Annotated in this window: 15 protein-coding genes; 1 reads left to right on the top strand and 14 read right to left on the bottom strand. The window is 64.6% G+C overall.

The genetic code is table 11. The features are described from left to right. Positions 1-40 precede the first annotated feature (40 nt). On the bottom strand, positions 41-2,446 hold the full coding sequence (locus HMH01_RS12480; protein ID WP_171326042.1) for a ligase-associated DNA damage response DEXH box helicase: 2,406 nt from the start codon (positions 2,444-2,446) through the stop codon (positions 41-43). Between the two features lie 63 nt (positions 2,447-2,509). After that, positions 2,510-3,814 (bottom strand): ATPase, encoded by a 1,305-nt coding sequence (locus HMH01_RS12475; RefSeq protein WP_171326041.1) that lies wholly within the window; start codon positions 3,812-3,814, stop codon positions 2,510-2,512. Positions 3,815-3,952: 138 nt separating this feature from the next. On the opposite strand from HMH01_RS12475, the gene HMH01_RS12470 reads away from it, so the two are divergent. Continuing rightward, positions 3,953-5,566, top strand: coding sequence for a hypothetical protein (locus HMH01_RS12470; RefSeq protein WP_171326039.1), 1,614 nt, complete (start codon positions 3,953-3,955; stop codon positions 5,564-5,566). On the opposite strand, the gene HMH01_RS12465 is transcribed toward HMH01_RS12470, so the two are convergent. The 12 genes from HMH01_RS12465 to HMH01_RS12410 all read right to left on the bottom strand — a co-directional run bounded on the left by HMH01_RS12465 (position 5,541) and on the right by HMH01_RS12410 (position 16,154). Further along, positions 5,541-6,041, bottom strand: coding sequence for an A24 family peptidase (locus tag HMH01_RS12465; RefSeq protein WP_246237399.1), 501 nt, complete (start codon positions 6,039-6,041; stop codon positions 5,541-5,543). The two genes, HMH01_RS12470 and HMH01_RS12465, sit on opposite strands and share 26 nt — an antisense overlap. 35 nt (positions 6,042-6,076) lie before the next feature. Continuing rightward, positions 6,077-6,943, bottom strand: a complete 867-nt coding sequence (locus HMH01_RS12460) for a tetratricopeptide repeat protein (RefSeq protein ID WP_171326037.1) — start codon at positions 6,941-6,943, stop codon at positions 6,077-6,079. 28 nt (positions 6,944-6,971) lie between these two features. Next, positions 6,972-7,523, bottom strand: coding sequence for a tetratricopeptide repeat protein (locus HMH01_RS12455; protein ID WP_425483619.1), 552 nt, complete (start codon positions 7,521-7,523; stop codon positions 6,972-6,974). 16 nt (positions 7,524-7,539) lie between these two features. Next, positions 7,540-8,514: a type II secretion system F family protein gene (locus HMH01_RS12450; protein ID WP_171326033.1), complete on the bottom strand. Its 975-nt coding sequence runs from the start codon at positions 8,512-8,514 to the stop codon at positions 7,540-7,542. A gap of 16 nt (positions 8,515-8,530) precedes the next feature. Beyond that, on the bottom strand, positions 8,531-9,493 hold the full coding sequence (locus HMH01_RS12445) for a type II secretion system F family protein (RefSeq protein ID WP_171326031.1): 963 nt from the start codon (positions 9,491-9,493) through the stop codon (positions 8,531-8,533). A gap of 27 nt (positions 9,494-9,520) precedes the next feature. After that, positions 9,521-10,939 carry a TadA family conjugal transfer-associated ATPase gene (locus tag HMH01_RS12440; protein WP_171326029.1) on the bottom strand — a complete coding sequence of 473 codons (1,419 nt, stop codon included), beginning with the start codon at positions 10,937-10,939 and terminating at the stop codon, positions 9,521-9,523. Positions 10,940-10,959: 20 nt separating this feature from the next. Beyond that, positions 10,960-12,186, bottom strand: a complete 1,227-nt coding sequence (locus tag HMH01_RS12435; protein WP_171326027.1) for a CpaE/TadZ family protein — start codon at positions 12,184-12,186, stop codon at positions 10,960-10,962. A gap of 319 nt (positions 12,187-12,505) precedes the next feature. Beyond that, complete coding sequence (locus tag HMH01_RS12430) at positions 12,506-13,111, bottom strand: OmpA family protein (protein WP_171326025.1); 606 nt, start codon at positions 13,109-13,111, stop codon at positions 12,506-12,508. 5 nt (positions 13,112-13,116) lie between these two features. Next, positions 13,117-14,490 (bottom strand): type II and III secretion system protein family protein, encoded by a 1,374-nt coding sequence (locus HMH01_RS12425; protein WP_171326023.1) that lies wholly within the window; start codon positions 14,488-14,490, stop codon positions 13,117-13,119. Between the two features lie 180 nt (positions 14,491-14,670). Continuing rightward, positions 14,671-15,501 carry a Flp pilus assembly protein CpaB gene (cpaB, locus tag HMH01_RS12420; RefSeq protein ID WP_171326021.1) on the bottom strand — a complete coding sequence of 277 codons (831 nt, stop codon included), beginning with the start codon at positions 15,499-15,501 and terminating at the stop codon, positions 14,671-14,673. A gap of 167 nt (positions 15,502-15,668) precedes the next feature. Beyond that, on the bottom strand, positions 15,669-15,860 hold the full coding sequence (locus HMH01_RS12415) for a Flp family type IVb pilin (RefSeq protein WP_171326018.1): 192 nt from the start codon (positions 15,858-15,860) through the stop codon (positions 15,669-15,671). Between the two features lie 108 nt (positions 15,861-15,968). Further along, positions 15,969-16,154 (bottom strand): Flp family type IVb pilin, encoded by a 186-nt coding sequence (locus HMH01_RS12410; RefSeq protein WP_171326016.1) that lies wholly within the window; start codon positions 16,152-16,154, stop codon positions 15,969-15,971. Positions 16,155-16,486 lie beyond the last annotated feature (332 nt).

Here is a 16,486-nt window from a genome sequence, read left to right as displayed (position 1 = left end):
AATGCAGAAATTCCGGCTTGTTGCCGCGAAGCACGCCCCGTCAGTCCAGACCCGCCTCGGCCATGAGCCGCGCGGTTTCCTCGGCCAGTGCTGTCTCCTGGGCAGAGCCGCGGATCGGGATGCGCCCCATCTCCAGCAGCAGGGGCGCGGCGAGTGGGGTGACATGCGGCGCCATCACCATGTCGACGCGCCCGTCGATGCGCTCGAGCATGGCCTCGATCCGGCCGAAATCCACCAGGCCGCGGGCCGCCTCCTCGCGGGTGATGCGCAGCATCAGGTGGCCGGGGTCGTACTTGCGCAGCGTGTCGTACAGGATGTCGGACGAAAACGTCGCCTGTCTCCCGGTCTTGCGCCGCCCCGGCATGTTGCGCTCGATCAGCCCGGCCACAACGGCCGAGGCGCGAAAGGTCCGCTTCATCACCGCGTTCTCGGCAAGCCAGGTTTCAAGTGCTGCGCGCAGGTCCCCCGGTGCCAGCAGGGGCGCCGCGTCGCGCACGCGCCGCAGGCCCCAGATCAGCACGGCGTAGTCGTTGGCGACGAAGCCGGTCGGATCCAGCCCCGCCTCCTCCATTCGGCGGGTCGCAAGCAGCCCCAGCGTCTGGTTCGCGTTGCGCCCGGCAAAGCTGTAAAGCGCGAGATATTCCCGATCCCCGCGGCTGAAACTTTCAGCCAGCAGCCGCCCCGGGTGCGGCAGTGCCGAAACCCGGGTCTGCATGCGCAGCCAGTCGCGCGTGTGCGGCGGCAGATCCGACCAGCGCGCAGGGTCCGACAGAAGCGCGATCACGCGGTCCGACAGTTCCAGCGAGGTCGCCATCTTCACCCCTGAAAAGACGGCGATTCTGGGCTCGCGGCCGGGCTGGCGGGTGACTTCGACCGTCATTTCGCGCAACCCCTCGTAGCGCACGGTCTGGCCGCCGATCAGGAAGGTGTCGCCGGGGGAAAGCGTGGCGGCAAAGGCTTCTTCCACCTCGCCCAGCGGCGTGCCGCCCAGGCGCCCCTTCATGCGCACGGCCAGCGTCTCCACCTCGACGATGGTGCCGATGTTCATGCGGATGGCGCGGGCGGCGCGCGGGTCGCGCAACTGCCAGCGTCCGTCCCGTTCCATCAGCCGCTGCCAGCGGTCATAGGCACGCAGCGCGTAGCCCCCGGTGGCGCAGAAATCGAGGCAGGCATCGAAATCGGCGCGTTGCAGGGCGCGGTAGGGCCCGGCGGCGCGTGTTTCGCGGAAAAGTTCGTCGGCCGTGAAGGGCCCGGCGCAGGCGCGGATCAGGATATGCTGGCAGAGCACGTCGAGCGGGCCGGAACCGCGCGGTTCGGCATCCAGGTCGCCCTGGAGGACCGCCTCGAGCGCGGCGCGGCATTCGACCACCTCGAACCGGTTCGCCGGCACCAGAAGTGCCCGCGACGGCGCGTCATAGCGGTGGTTGGCCCGTCCGATGCGCTGGACCAGGCGCTTGACGTTCTTGGGGGCGCCGACCTGGATCACCAGGTCGACATTGCCCCAGTCGATGCCCAGGTCGAGCGACCCGGTGCAGACCACGGCGCGCAACGCGCCCGCGACCATGGCGGACTCCACGTTTTCGCGGGCCGCCCGCGACAGGGATCCGTGATGGATGCCGATGGGCAGCCCGTCGGTATTCGCCTCCCACAGGGCGCGGAAGAACAGCTCGGCTTGCGCGCGGGTGTTGATGAAGACCAGGGTCGTGTTCGCCTGCCGGATCTGGTCGAGTATCGCGGGCACCGCGTAGCGCCCGCCCATGCCGGCCCAGGGCGGCGGCTCGGCCGTCTCGAGGATGCGGATATCCGGTGTGGGCCCCGGATCGGCGTGGATCACCTCGCATGCACCCGGAGCGGGGGCAAGATACTCGGCCAGCCGCGCGGGGCTTTCGACGGTGGCCGACAGGCCCACCCGCGTGAGGTCCGGGCAGATCGATTGCAGCCGGGCAAGACACAGCATCAGCTGGTCGCCGCGTTTTCCCTCGGCAAGGGCGTGGATCTCGTCCACCACCACCCGGCGCAGCCCCGCGAATATGCGCGGCGCATCCTCGTAAGAGATCAGCAGCGCCAGCGACTCGGGCGTCGTCAGCAGGATCTGCGGCGGGTCGCGCCGCTGGCGCGCGCGCGCGGTGGCGCTGGTGTCGCCGGTCCGATCCTCGATCCGGATGTCGAGGCCCAGCTCGCGCGCCGGCACCTCGAGGTTGCGCCGGATATCCGCCGTCAGCGCCTTCAGCGGCGAGACGTAGAGCGTGTGCATGCCCCGATGTGGGCCCTGCGCCAGATCGACCAGCGTCGGCAGAAAGCCCGCCAGCGTCTTGCCCCCGCCTGTCGGCGCGACAAGCAGCGTGGCGGCTGCGTCAGCCTGTGCCAGAAGCTCAAGCTGGTGCCTGTGCGGCTGCCAACCGCGTGCTGCAAACCAGTCGGTGAAGCGTTGGGGAAGGTGGTCCATGCCGCGCAGAGATGGCGCAGGCATCGCCCGGCGACAAGGGCCGCCGGGCCGGCGATGGGCGTGTTACTTGTCGTCCACGAACAGGTTCTGCCAGGCGCGATCCACCAGGTCGATCGCCATCTTGCGTTCGCGCCCCTCGTATTCGGCGATGGACAGCATCTGGTCGATCAGGAACGGCGCGTGGTAGTTCTGGAAAGTGTTTCCGACCTCGGGGTACTTGTGCTTCAGCAGATGTGCCAGCACCTCTTCGTCCGGCGTGATCTTGTAGGCGCGCGCCGTCTTGACGAAGACCTTGATGAAATCCTCGCGGATGGGGCTGTCCACCTTGATCTTGTAGTAGATACGCCGCAGTGCCGCGCCGTCGAACATCTCGGACGGGGCAAAGTTCGTGGAGAAGATGACCAGCGTGTCGAAGGGCACCATGAACTTCTGCCCCGATTGCAGGGAGAGGATGTCGAAAGACATCTCCATCGGGACGATCCAGCGGTTGATCAGCGCCTGCGGCGGTTCGGTCTGTCGGCCAAGGTCGTCCACGATGAACACGCCGCCGGTCGATTTCAGCTGTAGCGGCGCCTGGTAGGTGCGGCTGACCGGGTTGTAGTTCAGATCGAGCATGTCGAGCGTCAGTTCGCCCCCGGTCATCACCGACGGACGCCGGCAGAGCAGGTAGCGCTGGTCGAAATCGGGCCCGGCCCGGCGCAGCGAGTTGGCGTTGTCCTCGGCCCGGCGCGAGAGCGTGTGCACGATCGGGTCATAGACCGAGATCACCTGCCCGCCATATTCCAGGAACTGGGGGACGTAGATGTTGTCGCCCAGCGCGTTCCGGATGCCGTTCGCGATCGACGACTTGCCGTTGCCCGGCGGCCCGTAGAGCAGCACCGAACGGCCCGAGTTCACCGCCGGGCCAAGCTGGTCCAGAAGCCCCGCGGGCAGCACGAGATGACCCATCGAGCCCTCGAGCCGTTCGCGGGTGATGACCGCGTCCGAGATCGACTGCCGCGCCGTCTGCTTCCAGTAGTCCTCCATCGGGACCGGAAGCGCGCCGTAATATTCCGACTGGGCCAGCGCATCCAGCGCGCGGGCGCGCCCGCCTTCGGTCAGCTGGTAGCGCAGTTCCGAGGTGGGCAGCGCGCCGCGGGCGCCAAGCGTCTCGATCAAATTGCCCTCGCGACAATGGTCGATCAGCTCCTGCGCGATGGGCGGCGTCACGCACAGCGCCTTGGACACGTCCGTCAGGCTGCTCAGGTTGCGCCGGAAGAAGGTCTTGAGCAGGATGTCCCGCATCAGCACCATCTCGAGGCCCAGATCCTCGACATGCAGCGGTGTCTTGGGGGCGGACGGCTCCGGGTGGGACGCCATGTCGTTCATCGGGATACTCCCAGATATCGGAATGCGTGAAAATCGTATCGGAAGCATGACGCCCAAAAAAGGCTTTTGTGCGTTGCCTGACGGCGGAAAACCCGACAGTTTGTGAGAAAAATTAACCCCGTTGCAGGCAGGTCAGGAATGTCGCTCTCTTCCCTCCGCTACGCCATCGCGCTGCTGAGCCTGTGGCTGGCGATTGCCGCGATCCTGCTGCTTCCGGGCAATTTCTGGCTGAAGGGGCACGAGGTGGATTTCATCCACGCCCTCGATATCGCGTCGCGGATCAATCTGGGCGAGTGGCCGCACATCGACTACCAGACGCCGCTCGGCCTGTTCACGCATCTGCCGCTCGCGCTGTTTCTCGACATGGGATACGGGCCCGGGCGGTCCTTCATGCTGTCGCAGATCCTTGTGACGGCCCTTTTGCTGCCGGGGATCTGGTGGGTCGGTGCCAGCAGGCTTTCGGCCGGGCTGAGGCTGGTCTACGGCATGGGCATGGTGCTGCTTGGCCTGGCGCTGGTGCATGGCGGGACCGAGCCGATGCTGGCCTCGTCAATGAACTACAACCGCTGGGGCTGGATCCTTGCGTCTTTCGTGGTCCTCGTCCTGATGCTGCCCGCGCGGCCGGGCTGGCGCGCGCCGGTGGTGGACGGGGTGCTGGTGGGGGCGGCGGGCGCCACGCTCCTGATGCTGAAGATGACCTATTTCGTGGCGCTTCTGCCCTTCGTGCTGGCAGCTCTGCTGGTCGACCGCCCGGGCCGGTTGTTCCTGGCGGCGGTGGCAGGCTTTGCTGCTGTCATGGCGCCTGTCGTGGTCGGATTGGGGCCGGGGTTCCTGCTTGCCTATGCCGATGACCTGGTGCAGGTGGCAACCCAGGCAAAACGCGCCTATCCGGGGCGGGAACTGGGCGACCTGCTCGCCTCGCCCGCGACCCTTCCGATCACCGCCCTGCTGCTGACAACGATCGTGTTCTGGCGCCGCATCGGCATGTACCGCGAGGGGCTGCTGCTGTTTGTCCTTGCGCCGGGGCTGATCTACATCACCTACCAGAACTGGGGGAACGACCCGCAATGGCTGTTCGTGCTGGGAATCCTGCTGCTGGCGCTGCTTCCCGGCCCCGACCGCAAGCCGTTCTATGGTCAGCCTCCAAGGGGCGTCGCGGCCGTCCTGGCCGTGCTGTCCTTCGTCTGGCTGCTGCCATCGATGACCAACGTCGCATTTTCGCCGTTGCGTCACCTGTTGCAGGAACCCGAGGATTTCCTGCCGATCTTCAACGATCTCGCGAAGGGGGATGTGAAGATGCACCGCGACGTTCTCGACACGCCGCTCAAGCGGATCGAGTTCTCGAACTACCCTTTCGAAACCGACAGCGAGTACGCGAAGCAGCGCCGCACGGCCGAGTTCAATGGCGAGCATCTGAGCTACTGCGGGCTGGAGCTGGGCTTCATGGCATGGACGCGCTGGATGGTCGAGCAGATGGGCGCAATCGAGGAGGCGGTGGGGCGCCGCGTGCTGGTCGCGGACAATTACGACCATCTCTGGCTGTTTGGCCCGTTCGAACGGCTGCCGCACATGGCGCCGTGGTACTACGACGCGGACGAAGGCTTCGAAGAGGCGGAATATGTGATGGTGCCGTTCTGCCCCGTCTCGGACATTGCCTGGGAGCGGAAGCTGGAGCTGATCGCTGAAAAGGGATGGGTTCTGGAAGAGGTGATCCGGACCGAGCTTTTCATCCTTGCAAGAAGGGCAGGTTGAAGGCGCGGATCGCAAGGAACAGGCTGAAGCCCGCGGCCAGCCCCAGCCCCATGGGGAAGCGCCGCCCGACATGCCAGGACTTCCAGTGCGGGACCAGGTTGCGGACCGCGGGTATGGCGCGGGCGCTGCGATGGACCGCAACGGCCGCCAGCAGGCACAATGACAGCGTGAAGAAGAACGGCGCGATGTCCTGCGGCGCCACAAAGGGGATGAAGGCCGCGATGAATTTCGCATCCCCGCCGCCCACCTGGCCCGCCTGGTTCAGCACGAAGCCCACCAGAAGCGCCGCCACCCCGATCCCCAGCCTGACCCCGTAGTCACCGAGCGGCAAGAGCACGATCCCTGAGACGACGAACACTGCGGCGAGGATCAGGTTCAGCCGGTTGCTGATCTTCATGCGGGACAGGTCGCTCCACGCCGCCCAGAAAGATATCGGCAGGGTCAGCAGGAAAAAGGCCAGCTCGGGCATCTGCATATCCGAACCGGCCCCCTTAGCCGTGCGCGGCAATCTCAGCGCAGGACGTTGCGTTCCAGGGCCGCCAGCTTGTCGGCGGCCTCGGGGAAGTGGCGCGGATGGCGCTCGACCGCCTCCTCCAGCAGGCCGCGGCCCACTTCCACGTCGCCGTTGCGGATGGCCTGGAGCGCGATGTTGTGCAGCAGTTCCGCCTGTTCCACCGCCGTCAGCGGCACGATCGGCAGGTCATAGACGCGGCGCGATGCCCGGCTGATCGCAAGATTGTTCTTCGCGTTGAACATCTTGCTGTCGTAGCTGATCGCGCGGGTGAACATCTCTTCCGCGCCGGTCCGGTCGCCGCGCGCAAGCTTCGAGATGCCCCAGTTGTTGAAGATGGATGCGGGCCGGGTGGTCATGTTGCGCGCCTGTTCGTAATAGGCGTCGGCGCGTGCCCACTGCTTGCTGTTGTCGGCAACCATCGCCTCGAGCCGGTAGCGGTCATAGGTCTCGAGCGTTGGCGGGATCTGGTCGAGCTGCGCCTTCCCCGGCGCCCACTCGCCGGTCTGGATCAGCGCCTCGGCGTATTTGAGACGGTCGTCCGCGGTCATGTTGCCCGCCTCGTCCAGGGCGCGGAAGGCCAGAACCGCCTCGGCCGGGCGCTTGGCGCGCATCAGCGCCAGGGCAAAGCCCTGCTGGAAATCGACGCGGTCGGGTTCCTTCGCCAGCGAGTTCTGGAAATAGAGAACCGCCTGGTCCGGGTCGGCGAAGTTCAGCATCACCGAAGTGAGATTGTTCTCGTCGATGACGTTGAGACTGTCGAGACTCTGGATCGCCTCGCGCTCGGCGCTGCCGTCGGAGCATGCCGCGACCGACAACGCTGCGAGGACGGCCACCTTCTTCAGGTGGGAAGTCCTGATGGTCATGTGCCTGTACCTCTGCTCGTGGCGTTTCTTATTCGTTACCGAGCAGAAGATACCGCCCGTTGCCCCGTCTGACCAAGCGGAAATCATATTCTGGCGCGGGTTCGGTGCCCACATCTTGCAATTCCGCATCAACCCGGTTGAAGTTCTCGCGGATTTCCGGCGAAAAGCCGCTGTCTAGCTGGAAGGCGACGCGGAAAGCCTCGCGTGCCTCTCCGATCTCGCCGCGATTGTAGAGCACGACACCCAGATTGTTCCAGGCGGGGACGAAGCGGTCATCCTCGTCCAGCGCGCGCCGCAGCAGATCCTCGGCCTGGCCCAGCCGGCCCAGCTTGAGGTTGGCCGACCCGATCGCGCTCAGCACATCCACGCTCAGCCCGGTCTGGGTCGCGGCCTGGTAATAGGCGTCGAGCGCAAGTTCGTATTCCCCCGCCTCCATCAGGCGGTGGCCCACGGTCAGGCCGTCCAGCCCGTCGACGAAGCCGCGGCTGACCGAGGGATCGTCGCCCCCGGTAATCAGGACATCGGGATTTGCGCATGCCGAAAGCAGCAGCGCCGCACCCGCAAGGAGCACGGCGCGCAGGCCCGGGGCAGGGCGCTCAGAACAGGGCCTGGGCAATTTCATAAAGCGACGGACCGACCAGGATCAGCAGAAGCGGCGGAACGGTGAACATCATGGTGCCCAGCGTCAGCTTCGTGGGCAGCTTGTTCGCCTTTTCCTCGGCCCGCATCACGCGCTTGTCGCGCATTTCCGAGGCGTAGACCCGCAGCGCGTCCGCGACCGAAGTACCGAACTGCGCCGACTGCACCAGCACCGTGACGAAGGCCGAGATATCGGAGATGCCGCACCGCTCGCCCATGTCGCGCAGAACCGTGACACGGTCCTTGCCGGCGCGCATCTCGTTCGAGACGATCTCGAACTCTTCGGAAAGGGTCGGGTAGGAATTCTTGATCTCGCTCGCGACGCGCAGGATGGCCTGGTCCAGCGACTGGCCCGCCTCGACGCAGACCAGCATCAGGTCTAGCGCGTCGGGAAAGCCGTTGGTGATGTCCTCCTGCCGGACCTGCTTGCGCCGCTCGACCCAGTAGTCCGGGGCATAATAGCCGATCACGCCCGGGCCGAGCACACCGCCCACGACCATGGTCAGGCTGGGATTGTCGCCGCCAAACAGCAGCACGAACACGGTGCCGGCGGCAAGCGCGCCAACCCCCAGGCCGAACCGGAACAGGTGGTAGATGCTGACCGCGTTGCGGGTGCGATAGCCCGCCTGGATCAGTTTCATCCGGGTGGCGGTGTATTCCTTCTGGCTCTTGGGTTCCAGGTAGGGCTTGAACTTCTCGAGCTGCCGGTTGCCCGCGTCGTAGCGCAGGCGCAGCGGCGTTTCCTTTCCCGACTTGCGGGGCGTCATGACGCCCGCGCCCTTCAGCTTGTTCAGCGGGTCCGGCCGGGTGCGGAACAGCATCGGCGCGGTCATCATGATCATCATGAGGCCGAGAAAGCCCGCGACATAGAAGGGGCCAAGGGGACCAAGGGCTGCGATCAGAAAGGCCCAGCCTTGCTCTAGGGTTGCCATGAGGCGTGCTCCTTTCTCAGACCTTGATGTTGACCATCGCCCGCATGAACAGGATGTTGATGAACAGCATGATCGCGACGAAAATCGCGGCAGGAACGAACAGGGTGCTGTTCTTCACATCGTCATAATGGCCCGGCTGCACCAGCTGGATGAAGATCAGGGCGCCGATCGGGAACACCGACAGGAACCAGCCCGACCAGCGCGCCTCGGCGGTGATGGCCTTCACGCGGCGGAACAGCTTGAAGCGCGAGCGGATCACCTTGGCCAGCCCCTCCAGGATCTCGGCCAGGTTGCCCCCCGATTGCGACTGGATGCCGACCGCCACGGAGAGGAACTTCACGTCCTGGATGTCGATGCGCTGCGCCATCTTGTCGAGCGCCTCGACAAGATCGGCACCATAGGTGCTTTCATCCACGATCATGCCGAATTCGGTGCCCAGCGGGTCGGGCATTTCCTGTGCCACGATGTTGATCGCCGAAGAAAAGGGGTGTCCGACGCGCAGGCTTCGCACGATCAGCTCGACCGCGTCGGGCAACTGCTCCTCGAACAGCGCCATGCGCTTCTTGGCCTTGTTGTTCAGCCACAGATAGACCGCGCCATAGCCCATCGCTACGGCAAGGCCCACGCGGATCACCATGCTGGAGCTGGTGAGGAAAGTCAGAAGCAGGAACGCCATGGCGCCGATCAGCACCATCACCACGACAAGGGCCGCGGGGCTGAAGGCGATGTTCGCCTTTGCCGCCTTGTCGCTGAGCGGCGCAAGGATCGGGAGGCCGCGGTTCTCCTTGTGCTGTTCGCGCTCCTTGCGGAGGATGTTCAGGACTTCTTCCGGATCCTCACCCTTCTCGAGCAGTTCCAGCCGGCGGTTGACCCGGCTTTCCAGGCGTACCGACTTGCCGAAGAGGAGAAGATAGATCCCCTCGATCATGAAGAAGACGCCGACGAAGATCGCAGCGTAGATGAGTGGTTCTATGTTCATGGCAACACCCTTGCCTCGCCCGTGCTATCAGTCGCGCGGCGCGGTATAGATCGAGGACGGAAGATCGTAGCCCCACTGGGCGAACCGCTCGGAATACTTGGACCGCAGGCCCGTCGCCTCGAAGCGGCCGATGATCCGGCTCTTCTCGTCCACACCCATGCGGCGGAACTTGAAGACTTCCTGCATCGAGATGATGTCCCCCTCCATGCCCGTCACTTCCGTGATCGAGGTCATGCGCCGGGTTCCGTCCTGCAAGCGGCTGACCTGCACGATCAGGTTGACGGCCGAGGCGATCTGCCCGCGCATCGCCTTGAGCGGCATGTCCACGCCGGACATCGCGATCATGTTCTCCAGACGCGACAGCGCATCGCGCGGAGAGTTCGCGTGGATCGTGGTCATCGAGCCGTCATGGCCGGTGTTCATGGCCTGCAGCATGTCGATCACCTCGTTGCCGCGCGTCTCGCCGACGATGATGCGGTCGGGGCGCATACGCAGCGCGTTGCGCAACAGGTCGCGCTGTGTCACCTCGCCCCGCCCTTCGACGTTGGGCGGGCGGCTTTCCATGCGGCCGACATGGATCTGCTGAAGCTGGAGTTCGGCCGTGTCCTCGATCGTCACGATGCGCTCGTGGTTGTCGATGAAGGAGGACAGCGCGTTCAGGTTGGTGGTCTTGCCCGAGCCGGTACCGCCCGAGACGATGATGTTGAGCCGGGTCGCCACAGCCGCCTGAAGATAGGCGGCCATCTCTTCGGTCATCGCGCCGTTGTTGATCAGCTCGTCGACCGTCAGCTTGTCCTTGGAAAACTTTCGGATCGAGACGAGCGCGCCATCGACGGCGCAGGGGGGAACCATCGCGTTGAAGCGTGAGCCGTCCGATAGGCGGGCGTCGACGTAGGGATGGCTTTCGTCGACGCGGCGGCCGACGGCCGACACGATCTTGTCGATCACCCGCATCAGGTGGCGATCGTCCTTGAAGCGGATGGGTGTCAGTTCCAGCTTGCCCTTCCGTTCCACGAAGACCTGGTGCGGGCCGTTCACCAGGATGTCGTTGACCGTCGGATCCTTGAGCAGCACTTCCAGCGGGCCGAGACCGGTGATCTCGTCCATCAGGTCCTGGACCAGCTGATCGCTTTCGGCGGCGTTCAGCACCACGCTGTTCTCGCGCATGCCCTCGCGGGCGATGGCGGCGATCTCGCGGCGCAGATCCTGTTCGGACGCCTTCTCCAGCGCGCCCAGGTTCAGCGTCTCGAGAAGCCGCTTGTGCAGCTGCATCCGAATGTCGAGCAGCCGCTCCTGGCGCTTCGCCTCGCGCTGGAGGTCGGCAATCTCGTTCGCGGTCAGCGCCTTGGCGCCATTGGACCGCGGTCCGTTGCCGGCCGCTTTCTGCTGCGGTTCGATGCTGGGCGGAGGCGGGGTTTCCGTCGTACGCGTATAGCGGCGAAACATGCGTCATTCCCTCCGGATGGTTACTGGGCGACGGCGGCCTTTTCGGCAATGACCGCGTCGAAGATCGATTGCGCAACGCTCTTGATCTCGCGGCGAAGCGCGTTCTTCGGCGCGCTTTCCGCCAGCGGCAGGCCCTCGTCGCAGGCCGAGGTGACCTGGCGTCCGCCATCGGGGAGCATCACGTTTATTTCCACGCCAAGGCTTTCCGCAAGCCGCTTGGCGCGGGCCTTGCCGTTGAAATCGGTCAGCCCGGGGGCGCGGTTCAGGCAGAACTGCACCTTCTCGTAAGGCAGATCCTCGGCCTTGAGCGCGCGCAGGAACCGCAGGCAGTTCTGCGCCGAGCGCATGTCCACCTCCATCACGGCGAAGAAGGTTTCCGACATCCGCAAGACCTGCTCGAACCAGGACACCAGCGCCTGCGGCATGTCCACGATCACGAAGTCATAAGATGCCTGCGCGGTGTGGATCAGCTTCGCGATGTCGTCGGGCGCGATGATGTCGAGGGGCAGCGTGTCCATCGGCGCGGTCAGCACCGCCAGCCGCGTCTTGTACGACGTCAGGGCCTGGCTCAGCGTGTCATGGTCGATAGAGGCGGGATCAGAGATCAGCTCGTAGATCGCCTCGCGCCGCGGCAGGTCGAGATAGGTCGAGACCGAGCCGTACTGGAAGTTGAAATCGAGGATGCAGACCCGCTTGTCGGTTTTCTTGACCAGAAGCGCCAGTTCCCAGGCAAGGTTGACCGCGAAGGTGCTTCCCCCCACCCCGCCCGCGACCGAATAGATCGGAATGACGAGCCCGTTGCGGTTCCGCTTCTTGGCCGTCTTGGGGTCGTTCAGCGGCTGCTTGACCAGCCCACGCAGCTTGGTGATCGATTCGCTCAGCGCCCCATCGGGCAGCGGATAGGGGGCGAAATCGTCCGCGCCGACGCGCAACAGCTGGTGCAGCGCCACCGGAGACACGTCCTTGGCGATCAGCAGCACCTTCAGCCCGTGATCGCGGGCCGCCTGCACGACGCGCACGGCCGTGGAAAGATCGGTCTCGTCTTCCGGGCCGACCGCAACGATGGCGATCTCGAGTTCGGGGCCGGCGCCGCCCTTGATGGCCTGCTCGCCGCTTTTCAGGGCCAGCGGCGCCCACTGGCCGGAAAGCTCGCGGTTCAGGTCATCGGTCAGCGCCGGAAATTCGTCGATGTTCCGCGCGATGACGTAGATCTCTGTTTCGTCTGCCTTGATCTTCAACAGCCCCATACGTCCCCCAACTCCCTCAAGGACACCGATACATCGGGAACGCGCACCAGACGCGGCACTCAACCCTCCGGAGCACGAACCGTTCCAAGCATAGGCTATCGGCGTCAGGGATACACTGACAAAAGCCCGGAAACCCTAACAATCGTTCCACTTTCGAGATCAAAAGTGGCGAAAGTGAGACTTACGACACATCCACATATGTCCGATGGTCGATCCGGCCCGAAGCGCAGTCAACCCCCTGCCGCGCCCCTCGCGGCAAAATGAAACCGCCGGCCCTGGGGCCGGCGGCTCTCGCATCGGTTCAACTGGTCGAGACGGCTTATTCGCCGCCGCCGCCCGTGCTGGCGTAGCTGGTGTAGATGTTGTTCGCGACCTTGCCGTCGAAGTCGAAATCGCCGAAGCGACGGTCGAAGCCGACGATCTCGGTCACGGTCCGGCGGTTCAGACGCTCGGGGTCGCTGGTCGCAACCACCGGGCGGGTTTCGCCGAAGGAGGCCACGGCCTCGACCTGACCGCGGCGGACACCGCGGGAGACGAGGTAGTTGACCGCCGCCTGTGCGCGCCGCAGGCCCAGCGACTGGTTGTAGGCGTTGCTGCCCACCAGGTCGGTGTGGCCGTAGACGCGGAACGTGATCGCCGGGTTCGCGCGGATCCAGTTCGCCTGCCGGTCGAGGATCGAGCGCGCCTCGGCATCCAGTTCGGCGCGGTCGAACTCGAAGTTGATCATGTCCGGCGCCGCCTGGCGGAAGCGGTTCTGCAGGTCGATCAGCAGGCCGCCGCGCAGGCTGACCACCTGGGCCAGCGTGTTGCTGGAGGTCGCCGCCCCGAAGGAGCTGTTGCTGATGTCGCCCGCGACCTGGTTCGTGCAGCCGGCCATCAGGGCGATTGCCGAAACCGCGGTAGCTTTCTTCAGAAGGGATTTCATCTCTGTCACTCCATCACGTAGCCGTAGGAGCCCTGGAAATCCTGCCGGGCCACGTCGTTCACCACCGGCGAGCCTTCGACCCGGCCGTTGAAGAACAGGTCAAGCTCGGTCGGGATCCGCATGCGGTCCGTCGGCATGGACAGCAGGTCGCCGTCGGTCGGGGTCACCAGGTGCGGGGTAATGATGATCACCAGTTCGCTCTGGTTGCGGGTGAAGCTGGTCGAGCGGAAGAGCGACCCCAGGATCGGGATGTCGCCCAGCCACGGCACCTGGCCCACGCTGTCGGTGAAGTCGTCCTGAAGCAGGCCGGCGATGGCAAAGCTCTGCCCGTCGCGCATTTCCACCTGGGTCGAGGCGCTGCGGGTGTTGATGCCGGTCCCGTTCTCGAACTGCTGGAGGCTGCTCACCTCGGTGTTGAGTTCCAGCCGGATCAGGTCGCCGTCGATCACCGTCGGGGTGAACTCGAGCTGGATGCCGAATTCCTTGAATTCGATCGTGGTCCCGTTGTCGCCATTGTCGACCGGCACGGGGAACTCGCCCCCCGCAAGGAAGTCGGCCGTTTCGCCCGAAACCGCGACAAGGTTCGGTTCCGCCAGCGTGCGGACCATGCCCTTGGTCTCAAGCGCCTCGATCAGCAGGTTGACGGTGAAGTCGCCCAGGTCGAGCAGGTTCACGCCGATGCCGCCAAGGCTGTCGGTATTGAACGCGACGGGTCCGCCGGTCGCCACGCCGGAAGCCGTCTGGCCGCCAAAGATAGCGCCGGTCGCGTCAGAGCCTGCAAAGGTCGCACCAAGGTTGGTTCCCAGGCTCTTGGACACGTTGCGCGACATTTCCGCGAAGCGGACCTTCAGCATGACCTGCTGCGAGCCGCCGACCATCATCATGTTCGACACGTTGCCGGGCGCGTAGCGCTCGGCCAGTTCCAGCGCCCGCGACACCTGGCGCGCGCCGCTCACGCGGCCCGACAGGATGATGCCGCCGCCCGAGGTGCGTACCTCGATAGGCTCGCCCGGCAGTATCTCCAGCAGGCGCTCCTTGAATTCGGTGACGTCCGGGGTCACCGCGACCTCGACGTTCGAGACGAACTCGCCCTCGGGGCCGAGAATCGTCAGCGTCGTCCGGCCGGGTGTCTTGCCGAGCACATAGATCGTGCGCTCGCCCAGGGTCGCGATGTCCGCGATACCGGGGTTCGCGACCGACAGCTCGGCGAAGGGGCGGTCGGCCTCCATGACGATTGCGCGGTTGACGGACACGGTTATTTGACTGGAGGTCGCCCCCCGCAACTCTCTCAGCACACTCTGTGCGGACGCATCCGTCACGAGTGGTGCCGACAGCGCGAAGCCCAGCAGGCTCGCTATGACAAGTCGGTTCCAGATCATGTTCCTGCCTCTCAAGACCAATCGGAATGGCGCGCCGGCACGTTGGTCGGACGCCCACGATCACAAAGATGCGCGGAATTCTATTTTGACACAATAATCAATGTCTTATGCAAATCTGTTGATGTGCATAAGACACAGTTGATCAAATTTTCGTTGATTTTCAACGAGGTGGGCGACCGATCACTGGGTCGGGCAGTCGACCTCGATCACCTGGACTTCGAGTCCACGACGCACGCGGCTGAAGCAGCGCTTCTGCTCTTCTTCCACGACTTCCTCGATTCCAAGAAGATCGCGCTGGGATACTTCGAGTGGGCCCAGAATTTCGGACTCCTCTGCGCCGCGCAGCGACAGGGCAAGCCGCCCGCTCGCCTGCGCCTGCGTCAGGGTGGCGACGACCACCGGCGACACCTGCACCGTGACGGTGCGCGCCACCACAGGACGGTTCACATCGGCATCCGTCACCTGGTCGATGGCAATGAGCTCGATATCCTGGAGCAGAAGTCGTGTCGTCGGCTGGCCGTTGACCTGGCCGGACCAGTAGACGTCCACCCGGTCGCCGGGCTGCAGGAAGCCGGCAACCCCGGTCGTCACGTCCACGTTGATCGTGAAGGCGCGTGTGCCAGGCGCCAGCCGCGAGGCGACACCGGCATCCTGCCCGAAATCCGTCACCTTGGAGGCCATCACGATCTCGCCCGGTTCCATCGTGCGGATTATGCGCCGCTGCGGCGTGTCCGCTTCGCCGAACAGCGCCTCTGCCGAGGTGAAGGCGTTCTCGGGGACAAGCTCTTTCGGGAAAAGGGCAGGCTGCGCATCGCCGCGCTCAAGCCGCTGGCCATAGCGCAACTCGCGCGTGGCCATCATGACCGGCACCGTCTCGACCACCTGGCTTGCGCGTTCGCGCAGGACCCTGTTCTCGGCCTGCAACGCCTCGAACTGCTGCATCGCCATGTAGGCCGCAAAGCCGGCGATCCCGATGCCGATCAGGAATACGAAGGCGAAGATGATGCGCATGGGGCTCTGGCCTCGGTTCGGTGGGGGTACGGGTTGGCCCGTTTTGCCGACAGGATACGGTGTGAGGGATGGATATGTCTAGGACTGTGATTTTCAGTCTGATGCCATCACGGAAAGAAAAGGGCGCCGGAGTTCCGGCGCCCTCTTAGCCCGCCCTAGACGACGAGTTAGCCTGCGGTGTCGATCGCGCTGGTCAGAGACGCGCTGATCGCCGACGCGGCGTCGTAAATGCCGCCGCGGATCAGCTGCAGCACGATCAGGCCGATGCCGACGATGGCTGCGGTCAGCACGACCCAGTCCACGGTCACGGCGCCGTCTTCGTCCTTGACGAAGGTTTTATTCAGTTTGAACAGTTTCATGGTTTTCTCCAGACGTTGGTTAGGGTCGAGGATATCGGAGAACGATTTCCAAGGCACGCTCGCTGATCAAGACCTCAAGCAAACGTTCCCCGCAAGCCGATCAAGCGATTACTGGTTGATCGCGTTGGTCAGCGACGAGCTGATCGCCGACGCGGCGTCGTAAATGCCGCCGCGGATCAGCTGCAGCACGATCAGGCCGATGCCGACGATGGCCGCGGTCAGCACGACCCAGTCCACCGTTACGGCGCCGTCTTCGTCCTTCACGAAGGTCTTCTTCAGTTTGAACAGTTTCATCCCAAGTCCTCCAGGGAGCCAGATTTCCATCTCGTTTTCGCTGTCTGACCTGAACTGGGTCCGGGCAGGATACGCCAGCGATCACGCGGTACACTTCCACGGGACGAATACACACAGCAAATCGGGCAAAAAAAAGGTAAGTTCGGATAAGGTTTGGATACCGGGCCTGCGTTGCGTGAATATGTTGATATAAAATGACTTTCGCCGGGATCCTGCTTGCCGGTCATGAGCTTGGAATGGGGCTGGGTCGCCTTCGCCTCCGGAGTTTGTTGCGAATACAACACGGATTTCGCCATCTCGGGGAATCGCGTGGCTTTGCGTTCCGTGCTGTC

Source organism: Halovulum dunhuangense, assembly GCF_013093415.1.
In the GTDB taxonomy this organism is placed as follows: domain Bacteria; phylum Pseudomonadota; class Alphaproteobacteria; order Rhodobacterales; family Rhodobacteraceae; genus Halovulum; species Halovulum dunhuangense.
The sequence above is the reverse complement of the archived record's forward strand: the minus strand, read 5'-3'. Positions and strand labels throughout refer to the sequence as shown.

Bases quoted from the DNA above. Each gene is read 5' to 3' on its own strand.
- HMH01_RS12480 (WP_171326042.1), bottom strand. From the start codon at position 2,446: ATGGACCACCTTCCCCAACGCTTCACCGACTGGTTTGCAGCACGCGGT.
- HMH01_RS12475 (WP_171326041.1), bottom strand. From the start codon at position 3,814: ATGAACGACATGGCGTCCCACCCGGAGCCGTCCGCCCCCAAGACACCG.
- HMH01_RS12470 (WP_171326039.1), top strand. From the start codon at position 3,953: ATGTCGCTCTCTTCCCTCCGCTACGCCATCGCGCTGCTGAGCCTGTGG.
- HMH01_RS12465 (WP_246237399.1), bottom strand. From the start codon at position 6,041: ATGCAGATGCCCGAGCTGGCCTTTTTCCTGCTGACCCTGCCGATATCT.
- HMH01_RS12460 (WP_171326037.1), bottom strand. From the start codon at position 6,943: ATGACCATCAGGACTTCCCACCTGAAGAAGGTGGCCGTCCTCGCAGCG.
- HMH01_RS12450 (WP_171326033.1), bottom strand. From the start codon at position 8,514: ATGGCAACCCTAGAGCAAGGCTGGGCCTTTCTGATCGCAGCCCTTGGT.
- HMH01_RS12445 (WP_171326031.1), bottom strand. From the start codon at position 9,493: ATGAACATAGAACCACTCATCTACGCTGCGATCTTCGTCGGCGTCTTC.
- HMH01_RS12440 (WP_171326029.1), bottom strand. From the start codon at position 10,939: ATGTTTCGCCGCTATACGCGTACGACGGAAACCCCGCCTCCGCCCAGC.
- HMH01_RS12435 (WP_171326027.1), bottom strand. From the start codon at position 12,186: ATGGGGCTGTTGAAGATCAAGGCAGACGAAACAGAGATCTACGTCATC.
- HMH01_RS12430 (WP_171326025.1), bottom strand. From the start codon at position 13,111: ATGAAATCCCTTCTGAAGAAAGCTACCGCGGTTTCGGCAATCGCCCTG.
- HMH01_RS12425 (WP_171326023.1), bottom strand. From the start codon at position 14,490: ATGATCTGGAACCGACTTGTCATAGCGAGCCTGCTGGGCTTCGCGCTG.
- cpaB (WP_171326021.1), bottom strand. From the start codon at position 15,501: ATGCGCATCATCTTCGCCTTCGTATTCCTGATCGGCATCGGGATCGCC.
- HMH01_RS12415 (WP_171326018.1), bottom strand. From the start codon at position 15,860: ATGAAACTGTTCAAACTGAATAAAACCTTCGTCAAGGACGAAGACGGC.
- HMH01_RS12410 (WP_171326016.1), bottom strand. From the start codon at position 16,154: ATGAAACTGTTCAAACTGAAGAAGACCTTCGTGAAGGACGAAGACGGC.